This is a genomic window from Pontibacter sp. LHS1, from assembly GCF_058932855.1.
On record NZ_JBZYWF010000002.1, the window covers coordinates 52,172 to 64,626 of the forward strand.

Here is a 12,455-nt window from a genome sequence, read left to right on the forward strand (position 1 = left end):
GGGAAATATTTCTTAAATTCGGCCATGGATAATCAGACGACAGCACACCAGGTTGCCTCTTTCCTGCTGGAAACAGAGGCCGTGAAATTGAGACCAGAACAGCCCTTTAAATGGAGCTCAGGCTGGAACTCACCCATCTACTGCGATAACCGCGTAACTTTATCCTTCCCACACATCCGGAGCTACATTAAGCAGCAGCTGGCTGAAATGATCAAGCAAAACTTTCCGGAGGCTGAAGCCATCGCAGGAGTAGCCACAGCAGGCATAGCACAGGGAGCACTGGTCGCCGATCTGCTGGAAATGCCTTTCCTATACGTGCGGCCGCAGCCAAAGAGCCACGGTATGGCCAACCAGATCGAAGGTAAGCTTATCTCCGGTCAAAAAGTGGTCATGGTAGAAGACCTGATCTCGACAGGTGGCAGTTCGCTGAAGGCTGCAGAAGCAGTGCGGTCTGCTGGCGGCAATGTGATCGGTATGGCAGCCATCTTTACGTATGGCTTCGCTTTGGCTGAAGATAACTTCAATGAAGCAGGTATACCGCTGCACTGTCTCAGCGATTACCAGGCGCTGACCGAAGCTGCCATGCAAAACGGCTATATCCCGGAGTCAGCCATGCCGACCCTGGCTGAATGGCGTCAATCACCTGAAACCTGGAAGGTATAAGCACACAAGGTATAGCATGAAAATAGGCCTCCTCTCTGACACGCACGACTATATGGACGATCAGATCCTGCGGCACCTGGCCGACCGGGACGAGATCTGGCATGCCGGTGATTTTGGCACTGCCATGGTAGCGGAGCGTCTCAGTGAGGTGGCCCCCCTTCGGGGCGTGTACGGCAACATTGACGGACAGGACATCCGCTCGCTCTACCCGAAGGTACTGCGGTTCAACGTCAACGGACTGGATGTGCTGATGACACACATCGGGGGGTATCCGGGCAAATACCATCCGGATATAAGGCAGGAAATCAGGAAGAATCCACCGGGCCTCTACATCACCGGTCACTCGCACATCCTCAAGATCATGACCGACAAGAACCTGAATAATTTGCTGCACATCAATCCGGGTGCGGCTGGCAGGCACGGCTTTCACAAGGTGCGCACCATGGTACGCTTTGCCATCGACAATGGGCAGTTGCGCGATCTGCAGGTGATCGAGCTTGGCAAAAGGGCATAAAAAAAGCGTGCCTGCGAGTGCAAGCACACTTTGAAGTCTTTCGAAAACCCGCCAACCGAAGCTCTCACAGCGTTGGCAGGCAGATGGTTTTACTTTGCCGTAAAAGACTACTCAGCAGAAGCTTCTTCTTCCTTCTTGTTCTTAGGCGCTTCACCGAACTGAGCACGCAGCTCGTCCATGTCCACGTTCTTGATAACTGGCGTTAAAAGCAATTGCTTAATTCTGGCAACCTTGTTGTTTGCTCTTGCCTTATTCTTACGGTCTTTTCTTTTAAGTCTAGTAACTCCCATCGTTGCAAAATTTAAATTTGAAGGGCAAAAGTAAGTTATTATTTTTACAAAGTAAAGTATTTCTAGCATCAAATTCGATATGAACATAACAGATCTCCGCTCCGACACCGTCACAAAGCCCACTCCTGCCATGCTGCAGGCCATGTTTGCCGCCCAGGTAGGCGACGACGTGTACGAAGAAGACCCGACCATAAACGCCCTGGAACGAAAAGCTGCAGCCCTTTTTGGGATGGAAGCCGGCCTTTTCTGCCCCTCCGGCACCATGACCAACCAGATTGCCATCAAGGCCCATACCGAGCCGATGACGGAAGTAATCTGCGATATTACAGCCCACATTTACCAGTATGAAGGGGGCGGCATCATGTTCAACTCTGGTGCCTCGGTGGCACTGGTGCATGGCGAGCGCGGCAAAATGACCCCTGCGCAGGTAGAAGCCCATATCCGTCCGGACAATATTCATTACCCTCCTACCCGCCTCGTCGCCCTGGAGAACACCTGCAACAAAGGCGGCGGCTCCTACTATACCTTGCCTGAGATAGCGGCTATTTCCGGGGTATGCAAGCGCCACGGCATCGCCCTGCACCTGGACGGTGCCCGTGTGTTCAATGCCCTGGTAGCTTCTGGTGAGAACCCGCAGGAGTACGGTACTTACTTCGACAGTATTTCGATCTGTCTCTCGAAGGGATTGGGTGCACCGGTTGGTTCCCTCCTGCTTGGCACGAAAGAATTCATCAAAAAATCACGCCGCATCCGCAAGGTGTTGGGTGGTGGTATCCGGCAGGGTGGTTACCTGGCAGCCGCCGGCATCTATGCGCTGGACCACCATGTGGAGCGCCTGGCAGAAGACCACCAGAAGGCTAAGCAGCTGGAGGCGGTGCTGCAGGAAGCAGACTACGTGGACTACGTGATGCCAGTGGAGACGAACATCGTCATCTTCAAGCTCAACGACAGGTATAAGGATGTTGATTTTGTCTCCGCACTGGCAGAGCAACAGATACGTGCCAGCAGTTTCGGCCCGCAGATGATCCGTTTTGTCACGCATCTGGATGTGAGTGAAGAAATGCTGCAGCATGTGCTGCAGGTGCTACACAGTCTCAATAAAAAGCAGGTGGCGGTTTAGTCCGTCACCTGTTATAACTGCTTTTAAACTAACTGTATCGCTGCCATGGCCTTAGATAACACCCAATACCTCCTTTCACCTGAAGTGCTGAAGGTACTCAGCCAAGATCTGGTCATGGCTCAAATCTTGGAGCAGGGCCGACCAATTAAATCATCCGGATCAGAGGACATTTACTTCAGGCTGCTCAGTGCCATTGTATCCCAGCAGCTCAGCACCAAAGCCGCAGCCACCATCTTTGGGCGCTTCAAAGAACTATTCCCTGACAACTACCCGCACCCTCACCTGGTGCTTGAAACTCCGGATGAAACCCTCAGAGGGGCAGGGCTCTCCTTTCAGAAAATCGGTTATGTGCGCAATGTGGCGGCTTTTGCGCAAGGTGGAAACTTAGAACATGCGCTTATAGATGCCATGGAGGACGAAGCCCTGATACAGCACCTGACGCAGATCAAAGGTATAGGCCGCTGGACGGTGGAGATGCTGCTGATGTTTGCTTTGGAGCGCCCTGATGTGATGCCCGTAGATGACTTAGGTATACAGAATGCCATGAAAAGACACTATGCTATTGAGGAGACAGGCAAGGTGCTGAAAGCTACCATGCTGCGGATAGCTGAAAACTGGCGGCCTTATCGCACAATAGCGTGTAAGTACCTGTGGCAGTCGCTGGACAATATGCCAGACTAGTCACTAACATTAAACAAATGAAAGAATTAACGATCATAAATATAAATTTATTGCTAGTTTATTGAATTTTATATACAAAAACAGAATATTTGTTTACATTTTTAATTGAGCTGTTTACCCTTCTTTGCTGCCCGTCAGCTACATAATCTCTTCCAACGATAATATAATACTAAAAGCTAGCGTATACATTCACATAAACGCTTAGCGATTATATTATTCGCATTTCATATTTAAATTATTGCAGAGCAATTTTAGCTCTATCAACTTATGCTGTTGCACCCATTTACGGTCAGCAGTCCCTGATCACCCATGTATAAACATTAGTTTATACGCGTAATGCAAAACAACTAACCACAGCACCCCCTCCTATGAAAACAATTACATTGTATTATTGTTACCTCAACTCCAGCTGAAGAATCATTAATCACATATATGATTATTTACACATAAACTCCTCTGCAAAATTGCACTGGTCGGAGTTCTACTGTTCAATATTTCATGCAAGATTATTTATAGCAATCAATAAATTAACCATAAACAAACCAATTATGAAAGCAAGAGTATTTAGTTTCGCCATTGCGCTTATCGCGCTGTTTGCATTTAATGATGTGTTTGCACAAAATCTAGTAGTAAAGCAAACACCTACCGCTAGAGACCTAGGAACAAATCTAGAAATTTGTGTAGACTTTGCAGGACTTGGGAATATTAGCTCAGTTGAAGTTTTAGTACACTATACAGCTGTAGTTGAAACAGGCTGTATAAATCAGGGTCAAGCAAGAAAAGGTGGAGATCCTGTACCAGGATTAACACGAACGTTTGAAGACCAAACGGCCACACTAACATTGCCTGTTCGAAATGGAAGAACAAGAGGTTGCCATACTTTAGTTACTGATTTTCCAGCAGGTGATTGCCCTAGTGCAAACATGACAGGATTGGTTTCTGATGTAACATTCCAGAATGTGAGATTTGAAATTTTAGGTGAAACATTCAATTTAGGCAATCCTACTCCTGTCGCGCCAAGACGATAATAATTATATTAACCCGATACATCCCTATCATCTATAATTGAGATAGGGATGTATCAGGTTTTACTGCTTAACTCTTTTTACTAACTATCAATGGTTATCAAGCAAAAGTTAGTGAGAACAATAGGATTGCTACTATTTAATATGTCTATTTTTAGCATTTGGAATAATGCGTATGCACAGAGCACTAAAGTAACTATTAATGGAATTGTTAATGACACTATAAACAAAATCACGCTTAGTTATGTAACAATTGTACTAGAAGATAAGAGTAGCGAAAAAATTATACTAAGTACACTAACGAACGAAAACGGCGCCTTCAGTTTAACCTATCCAACCGGCAAACATTACCAAGTCGTTATCAGCTATATCGGATTTAGAAATAGGGTAGTTGATTTACCCTTTTTTTATTCAACTCCCATATTAGATCTAGGCACCCTCTACCTTACCCCCATCACCACCCAGCTTCAAGAGATACAAATCACTGCTCAAAAACCACTCATCGAACAAAGCCCAGACAAAACAACTTACAATGTAGCACTAGACCCTGAGGTCAATCTGCTAAGCACCTTTCAGATGCTGCGCAAAGTGCCGATGCTGGCTATTGACGCAGAGGAGAATATTACGCTCAATGGACAAGAAAGCTATCAGATCTTGGTAAACGGAAAGCGTTCAGCGCTCTTTTCCTCCAATCCTGGGGAGGTGCTGAAAAGTCTACCAGCCAGTTCAATCAAGCAAATTGAAATCATCACCAATCCATCTGCCCGCTATGAAGCGGCTGGTGCAGGTGGCATCATCAACATCATCACACACAATCGAACTATCAGCGGCTATAACGGCTCTCTCAATTTAGCTGGAGGGCACCCGGAATCTTACAATGGGAGCGCCACACTTACGGCGACAGCAGGTAAGGTTGGTATAACCGGCAGGTATAGCAACAACTACACAAACAGGCCATGCAACAGCAGCAGCTTTTACAGACAAGACCTAATACGGGGAAGCAGACTCGAACAAACGGGTACAGGAAGCGGAATTGGCCGTGCACAGAACATCGGAGGGGAATTGTCCTGGGAGTTTAGTCCCTCTGATCAGCTGACGGCATCATTTGGCTTTAATAAACATAACAGTTCAAATAGGCACACGCAGCAGGCTAAACAAATAAATAATACTGACGAAACAACGGAGGCATACCACAATATAAACAATGGCAACAACAAAGGCAGCAATGCAGACCTCAGCCTAAGCTATCAGCGCAATTTTGAAAATAACGATGCCCGCAGTCTTTCCTTCGATCTGATCTTAATCGACAGCGATAACCAAAATGCGACTGCCTTTACGCTGCAGCCTATCCTAAATTATACTGGCCGACAGAGTGCCACACAAAACAGAGACAGACTGCGGGAGTACAACCTGCAGGCAGACTACATTCAGCCAATTGGTGAACAATTACTAGAGCTGGGTATAAAAACAATTTTACAAGAGAACAATAGTGACTTCTTCTATAAAAACTTACAACCTGAAACAGGGGTGTTTGTACTCGACTCCACCATGAGCAATAGCTTTGACTACAGGCAAGACACCCATGCTGCCTATGCATCGCTAAATCTGCGCAAAAACAAATGGGGGCTCAAAACAGGTTTGAGGCTGGAGGATACCAGGATGACCGCTAACTATCGCTCTTCTAACACACGAGCAAAACAGCGTTATCTCAACTTGTTCCCAAACATCACCCTTACTCGTATGCTTCAGGAAAATGGGAGCCTGAGACTATCATACAGTCAGCGAATACAACGACCTGGCCTCTATGATCTGAACCCATACATTGACGCAACAGACCCACTCAACATAAGCTATGGCAACCCTGACCTGGACCCAGCCACCAGCCACTTACTGCAGCTGGACTACAGCAAATTCATCAGCAGAACATCCCTAAACGCCAGCCTGGCTCATCATTTCACAAACGATGCGATTCAATACTTTACTACCCTGGGTTCAGATTCTGTTGCCCGCAGCTCCTATGGCAACCTGGGACGAGATCGCAGGTATAATTTGTCCCTGAATGGCAATACCACTCTCCTGAAGAACCTGACACTGAGTGTCAACACAATGGCCAACTATGTAATATACAAGGCGTCTATAGAGGACAACAGGCAGCACCGTGAAGGTTTTACCTATAATGCCAGGGCAAATGCCAGCTACCGCTTTGCTAATGGTTGGCGTGCAAGCGGAAACATCGGTTACAGTTCTCCCAATCTGATGTTACAGGGGCGCACGGCTGGCTATACCTGGAGTACATTAAGCTTGAACAAACATTTTCTGAAAGATGAAAAAGCGAACATAGGGATTAGCATCCGCAGTCCTTTTCAGAAATACCGCAGAAATGTAAGTGAAGTGGAGGATCCGGCATTTTACCAGTACAGGGAATCATACGCCTTTATCAGACAGATCAATGCCTCTTTCAATTATCGATTTGGGAAATTAAAGTAAGCCCTACCTCACCTTCGCCCGCTTCACCAGATAGCTGTACAACACCCTGTCAAACGGTTCGCTGATATCCACCGGCACAAAGTCAATCTTGTACTGACCGCATTTCAACTCGAGCTCGCGCTTGTAGTTGCTTACGGCCTGTTGGTAGTGGGCTTTCACCTGCGAGGGCTGTAGTTTAAGCTCCTGCCCTGTCTCCACATCCACAAACACGTAAGGCCGCTCTGCAAAGTCAAATTCTTCTTCTGTACGGCGATCCATCACATGAAAGATCAGGACCTCGTGCTTCTGGTGCTTCAGGTGTTGCAGCGCGGCAAATATGGCATCACTGTTTTCGTGCTGACCCAGCATGTCGCTAAAGATAACGACAAGCGATCGCTTCGGTATTTGCTGGGCTATCTGATGGATGACAGAAGCTACATCCGTTTGGGCGCGGGTTGGTGCTTCCTCCAGCTGCTTTTGCAGCAGCAATAACAAGGTATGCAGGTGCGAAGCCGTGGAGCGAACAGGGGTTTGTTGACGTATGGTGTCGGCAAATGTCACCAGGCCTACGGCATCACGCTGCTTACGAAGCAAGGTAGCCAGGGCAGCGGCACACAGTACACTGAAGGTCAGTTTGCCTCGGTTCTCTACCGGATAATACATGGAGGGGGAAACATCCAGCAGGATATGGCAGCGCAAATTCGTCTCTTCCTCAAAGCGTTTTACAAACAGCTTATCAGTACGGGCAAAAACTTTCCAGTCGATATGGCGGGTGCTTTCGCCGCTGTTGTAGAGACGGTGCTCCGAAAACTCAACTGAAAAGCCATGGTAGGGAGACTGATGAAGTCCAGTAATAAAGCCCTCGACCAGCTGCTTGGCCAGAAATTCCATGTTCTCAAATTTCTGAACATCGGCTAGGGTGAGTGGCTTTTTCATACAGGTACAGGGTTATTTCTTTCCGGTCGGCTTTATCTCAGAAACGACGGTTGTCATTTCGGGTTGCCCATCATCCGGAACTTCGTGCAACTGCACAGAGGCTATTCCCTCCCGGATCAACTCAATCTGCTGTGCCGCCGCCTTGGAGAGGTCGATGATGCGATGGCGGCTGTGTGCCATGCGGTCGTTGATGCGCACCACCACCGATTTGCCGTTGCGCACATTGGTCACCTGCACATAGGTGTTAAACGGTAAGGTGGCGTGAGCGGCCGTGAGCTGTGTTTTGTCGTAGCGCTCCCCGTTGGCAGTTCGGTGTCCGTGCATGCGGTCGGCGTAGTAAGAAGCCTTGCCGTCAGCAGAATAAAGGGCCGTGCCGGAGTTGATAGAAAAGAGAAATACTAGTATAAGTGAAAGCAAATTCATACTATACTATATTTGGTCCGGTGGCAAATATAGAATTAATTCTCTGCAGGGCTACAAAATGGCTAAATTTTAAATTCAAAAATTTTTATATATCAGAACAATATGTTAGCTTTAGGTTCAGAAAGTTGAATTTAACGTCTATAACACGGTGGAAGAGAACAACGACAAAGCAGAAATTTATTCCCAAAGAGTAAGAGCAGGGAAGAGAACGTATTTCTTTGATGTGAAATCAACTCGCTCAAACGACTTCTATGTGACGATCACAGAGAGCAAGCGCAAGTTCAAGGATGACGAGTTCTCGTACGAGAAACACAAGATCTTCCTTTACAAAGAGGACTTTGTGAAGTTCATGGAAGCCTTACAGGGCACAATCGATCACGTTAAATCCGAACTTTTGACTGAAGAGGCCCTCGCCGCCCTCGAAAACCCAACTGAAGCCGAAGCAACTCCGGTACCAGTGGCCAATGCCGAGGTGTCTTTTGATGAAGAACTGAAGTGGGAATAGTCTCCCCGTTTTTAGTTTAGCGACCGAGAGCCCGTGTTTCCTGCACGGGCTTTTTTTATCATCCTGGCCCCTACCCTATACTGACTGAAATTTCGTATCTTTGCGCCCTGATATAAAACAAGATAAAGATAAATGGGACTAAGATGCGGAATCGTGGGACTGCCAAATGTGGGCAAGTCCACTTTGTTCAACGCTATTTCGAACGCTAAGGCAGAATCTGCCAATTACCCTTTCTGTACCATCGAACCGAATGTGGGCGTCATCACCGTGCCTGACGAGCGACTCCAGATCCTGGAAGAACTCGTTAACCCGCAGCGTGTACTGCCTACTGTGATCGAGTTTGTGGACATCGCCGGTCTGGTGAAAGGAGCCAGTAAAGGTGAAGGTCTGGGTAACAAGTTCCTGGCCAACATCCGTGAGGTAGATGCCATCATCCATGTGGTGCGTTGCTTCGAAGACCCAAACATTGTACACGTAGCCGGCAAAGTAGACCCGATCTCTGACAAAGAAATCATCGACACGGAGCTGCAGCTGAAAGACCTGGAGTCCATCGAGAAAATGATGATCAAGGTACAGCGTTCTGCCAAAGCGGGTGATGCAAAAGCCAAAAAGGAACTGGCTTCTCTCGAGAAGTACAAGAACCATTTGGAGCAGGGCCTCAACGCCCGAAGCCTTGACGCTACCGAAGATGATAAAGAAACGATCAGCGAACTGAACCTGCTCACAGACAAGCCTGTGATTTACGCTGCCAACGTGGACGAAAACTCCATGAACGACGGCAATGAATACTCGAAGGCTTTGGAAGAGCATGTGAAAAACGAGAATGCGCAGGTTGTTCTTATTTCTGCCTCTATCGAAGCTCAGATCGCAGAACTGACTGATCCGGAAGAAAAAGAAATGTTCCTGGCTGAGTATGGCTTGAAAGAGTCTGGCCTGAACAAGTTGATCCGCGCCTCTTACGAGTTGCTCAACCTGATCACTTATTTTACCGCTGGTGTGAAAGAGGTACGCGCCTGGACAATCGAGAAAGGCTGGAAAGCACCTCAGGCAGCAGGCGTTATTCACTCTGACTTCGAGAAAGGCTTTATCCGTGCAGAAGTGATCAAGCTCAAGGACTACCAGGAGTACAAAACTGAAGCCAAGATAAAGGAGGCCGGTAAGATGGCCGTGGAAGGCAAAGACTATGTGGTGCAGGACGGTGATATCATGCACTTCCGTTTCAATGTGTAAAGCACACGATTTCAAAAAATACGAAAGGCGGGATTTCTCCCGCCTTTTTTTGTAAACAATGGACTTTACCGCTAAACTTAAAGTTGATAGTCACTGATGTTTGTAATTGGGAAGACAGGTTTATAGTAAATAAATCAGATCCTACCAGTCTATTGTCATACTCAAAGATAAAACGACCACCCAGCTTCCGAAATACCCACAACTGGGTATTTATGCAGTCTCATTACCTGTTGTTGAACAGGACTTCCTCATACCCGATCAGCAGGTCGGCGCGGGAGCCTGGCGGACGATAGTAGATCAGGATGTCGTAGGTGTTGCCTGTGGCAAAGTGACTTCCCTCAAAGTAGCTGGCATCCGCTGCCTGTCCGTTGGCTGGCTTTAGCGCATAGTAATAGTTATAATATCCCTGCTTCAGCAACAGCCTGCCTTTATAAGCCTGCTGTTCCTGGTCATAGCGCATACGGCTTTCATCGTTTAGCAGCCAGTCAGTCAAGCCACCCTGTATGTATACTTCGCCTTGCTCCTCTCCTGTCTTCAGTTCAAAATCTACCCAGGTATAGTCAGCATTTACGATTGAGTTTCCATACTCTCTGTTGCCAAACAACATTTTGCCGTCAGCGTCGGGGTCCTGGCTATAAGCTGCACCAGCCCGGCTGCGTTCAGGTTGTAGCAATATATGCACAGGCGAAGCTTCCAGGTTGATCTGCTCTATACCTAAGCCTTTGAAGCGGATACTGCGCGAATCAAAGGAACGGAACTCGCTTAAGCCCAGGAAGTGATCCTTCGCCTCGAAAAATACATACTCTAGTCGCCGCTGATCGTCCCGCACAAAGGCAGGTCTCGGGTATATCTTGGCATTGTCCCAGCGGTGATTCTGGCGCATGACAGCTTTTACCTCCTGCGCCGGATTCACCAATGCATAGTCTTTATAAAACACGTTGAACTCCACGGGCTGGCGGGCTGCTCTCCCCTCCGGGCCGGTTGGCATGCCGAGTTTGGCTGTCACGGCTACCAGGTTCTGGTATACCAGTATACGCCTGGTGAGGAGCAGATTTCCTCCCTCCTCACTTACCTGCAGCACATAATTTCCACTCAGTTTCACGCGCGGCACCCGAAAGCGGTAATGCACATAGGGAACGCGGGTGTTGATGGAGTTCTGTACATCTGTAATGAAGAACTCGTTGAAATCGTTGAGGTACTGCGCATCATTCAGTCCGGAAGGGGTCCAGTCGGCGTTGCAGTGCACCAGCTTGGCCACGAGCCGCTGCGGACCGGCATTAAGGCGGTCGAATTCAAGCAGAATAGGCTGCTCCTGGCCTATGGAAATAACGGCAGGTTCCAGTACTGCTTCCGGTCCACCGGTGCCGCGGTAACACTGCACAGAGCGTATACTGTTATCGTACACATAGTCTTCGTAGCGTACGGACTGCTGCGCCGTACTGCCCGAAGTGGCATATCCCTGCTGCTCAAGCGGTACGCAGGCTGCCAAACTCAAACAAATAGAAGCTACCGCACAGGCGTTGCTTAACTTATTCCAGAACATCATATGATTGATTCTATCAGCTACTGGTGGGCTTATAAAAACCACAACCCACGCAATTAAATCCGAAGATAGGAATTTTTGAACAAAGCTGCAGGAACTGCGTAGTGGAGCATTGTATTTTTCCTTTAATACACTGCATATCAACCGATTATCACGTATAGGAATTAACGCGAAACAAACAGCCCTTCACTATGAAAAAAGTTCTACTGGCCGGCGCTACCGGGCACCTGGGGAGGCATATTTTCCGGGAGCTAAAACAGCATGGATTTGAAGTGCGTGTATTGGCGCGGAATCTGAGGAAGGCGCAGTCCCTTTTTCCGGATCCGGAAGAGCTCGTACTTGCTGACGCAACAAAGCCTTTTTCGTTGGAAGGCTGCTGTACGGGAGTGGACGTGGTGATCTCAGCCCTGGGCAAAAATCTGAGTCTCCGTCACCAGGGTGGCGGCTCGTTTCACGACATCAATTACAAAGCAAACCTCAATTTATTGAAAGAAGCGGAGCAGGCTGGGGTTCGGCAATTTATTTACGTGTCGGCTTTCGGGGCAGGGCACTATCCGCAACTGGCCTATTTTAAGGCACATGCCTGTTTCGAAATGGCATTACGACACAGTTCACTTACTTATACCATTCTAAAACCGGTTGCCTTGTTTTCAGTATTTGAAGAAATGGCGACCATGGCTCGAAAAGGGCATATTGGACAGCTGGGTCAAGGCGACAAACTTACCAACCCGATATATGATGGTGATGTAGCCCGCATCGCGATCGACTGCATCGGAAAGCCTAGTCAGTCCCTGGAGCTTGGCGGCCCTACTACCTATACCCGGCAGGAACTGGCGCAGCTCGTATGTGATGCAGCTGGTTACCACGGACGTGTAGCCGAGATTCCCTTCGACTATGTGGATACGCTTCTGCCTTTTGTGCGACTGCTCAGCCGTAGCCTCTACGACAAACTTGCCTTTATGACGGCTGTGAGCAAAGTAGATTGTGTCGCCCCTGCAGTAGGGAAATATAGTCTGGAAGCATATTTTGAACTTGAACCCCAGCTAAGCTCTTAAGAGG

The 12,455-nt window shown here is 48.0% G+C and carries 13 protein-coding genes; 9 read left to right on the forward strand and 4 right to left on the reverse strand.

From position 1 onward, the window contains the following. The first annotated feature begins 24 nt into the window (after positions 1-24). Together pyrE and AC5FXQ_RS04610 are read left to right on the forward strand one after the other, a co-directional pair. Complete coding sequence (pyrE, locus tag AC5FXQ_RS04605; protein ID WP_493601317.1) at positions 25-663, forward strand: orotate phosphoribosyltransferase; 639 nt, start codon at positions 25-27, stop codon at positions 661-663. A gap of 16 nt (positions 664-679) precedes the next feature. Beyond that, positions 680-1,177, forward strand: a complete 498-nt coding sequence (locus AC5FXQ_RS04610) for a metallophosphoesterase family protein (protein WP_493601318.1) — start codon at positions 680-682, stop codon at positions 1,175-1,177. 107 nt (positions 1,178-1,284) lie between these two features. Here the strand turns inward: AC5FXQ_RS04610 and AC5FXQ_RS04615 are convergent, their stop codons facing one another. Beyond that, positions 1,285-1,467: a hypothetical protein gene (locus AC5FXQ_RS04615; protein ID WP_040574265.1), complete on the reverse strand. Its 183-nt coding sequence runs from the start codon at positions 1,465-1,467 to the stop codon at positions 1,285-1,287. Between the two features lie 79 nt (positions 1,468-1,546). Between AC5FXQ_RS04615 and AC5FXQ_RS04620 the strand changes: the two genes are divergently transcribed. The 4 genes from AC5FXQ_RS04620 to AC5FXQ_RS04635 all read left to right on the forward strand — a co-directional run bounded on the left by AC5FXQ_RS04620 (position 1,547) and on the right by AC5FXQ_RS04635 (position 6,780). Then, positions 1,547-2,587: a threonine aldolase family protein gene (locus AC5FXQ_RS04620; RefSeq protein ID WP_493601319.1), complete on the forward strand. Its 1,041-nt coding sequence runs from the start codon at positions 1,547-1,549 to the stop codon at positions 2,585-2,587. A 45-nt stretch (positions 2,588-2,632) separates the two neighbouring features. After that, positions 2,633-3,268 (forward strand): DNA-3-methyladenine glycosylase family protein, encoded by a 636-nt coding sequence (locus AC5FXQ_RS04625; RefSeq protein ID WP_493601320.1) that lies wholly within the window; start codon positions 2,633-2,635, stop codon positions 3,266-3,268. A gap of 548 nt (positions 3,269-3,816) precedes the next feature. Further along, entirely contained in the window at positions 3,817-4,296 is a 480-nt protein-coding gene (locus AC5FXQ_RS04630; protein ID WP_493601321.1) for a hypothetical protein, read from the forward strand. 573 nt (positions 4,297-4,869) lie between these two features. Then, positions 4,870-6,780: a TonB-dependent receptor domain-containing protein gene (locus tag AC5FXQ_RS04635; RefSeq protein WP_493601322.1), complete on the forward strand. Its 1,911-nt coding sequence runs from the start codon at positions 4,870-4,872 to the stop codon at positions 6,778-6,780. 3 nt (positions 6,781-6,783) lie between these two features. On the opposite strand, the gene AC5FXQ_RS04640 is transcribed toward AC5FXQ_RS04635, so the two are convergent. Both AC5FXQ_RS04640 and AC5FXQ_RS04645 read right to left on the reverse strand, forming a co-directional pair. Further along, on the reverse strand, positions 6,784-7,695 hold the full coding sequence (locus AC5FXQ_RS04640; protein WP_493601323.1) for a DUF58 domain-containing protein: 912 nt from the start codon (positions 7,693-7,695) through the stop codon (positions 6,784-6,786). Between the two features lie 12 nt (positions 7,696-7,707). Beyond that, positions 7,708-8,118: a septal ring lytic transglycosylase RlpA family protein gene (locus AC5FXQ_RS04645; RefSeq protein ID WP_493601324.1), complete on the reverse strand. Its 411-nt coding sequence runs from the start codon at positions 8,116-8,118 to the stop codon at positions 7,708-7,710. 148 nt (positions 8,119-8,266) lie between these two features. Here AC5FXQ_RS04645 and AC5FXQ_RS04650 point away from each other — a divergent pair, with 148 nt between their 5' ends. Together AC5FXQ_RS04650 and ychF are read left to right on the forward strand one after the other, a co-directional pair. After that, positions 8,267-8,623, forward strand: a complete 357-nt coding sequence (locus tag AC5FXQ_RS04650) for a DUF3276 family protein (RefSeq protein WP_493601325.1) — start codon at positions 8,267-8,269, stop codon at positions 8,621-8,623. A 132-nt stretch (positions 8,624-8,755) separates the two neighbouring features. After that, the gene (gene ychF / locus AC5FXQ_RS04655) at positions 8,756-9,853 is read left to right on the forward strand and encodes a redox-regulated ATPase YchF (RefSeq protein WP_493601326.1); all 1,098 of its coding nucleotides are present in this window, start codon (positions 8,756-8,758) and stop codon (positions 9,851-9,853) included. 223 nt (positions 9,854-10,076) lie between these two features. Here ychF and AC5FXQ_RS04660 read toward each other — a convergent pair whose 3' ends face one another. Further along, positions 10,077-11,342, reverse strand: a complete 1,266-nt coding sequence (locus tag AC5FXQ_RS04660; protein ID WP_493601327.1) for a type IX secretion system plug protein — start codon at positions 11,340-11,342, stop codon at positions 10,077-10,079. A gap of 245 nt (positions 11,343-11,587) precedes the next feature. On the opposite strand from AC5FXQ_RS04660, the gene AC5FXQ_RS04665 reads away from it, so the two are divergent. Continuing rightward, the gene (locus tag AC5FXQ_RS04665; RefSeq protein ID WP_493601328.1) at positions 11,588-12,451 is read left to right on the forward strand and encodes an SDR family oxidoreductase; all 864 of its coding nucleotides are present in this window, start codon (positions 11,588-11,590) and stop codon (positions 12,449-12,451) included. Positions 12,452-12,455 lie beyond the last annotated feature (4 nt).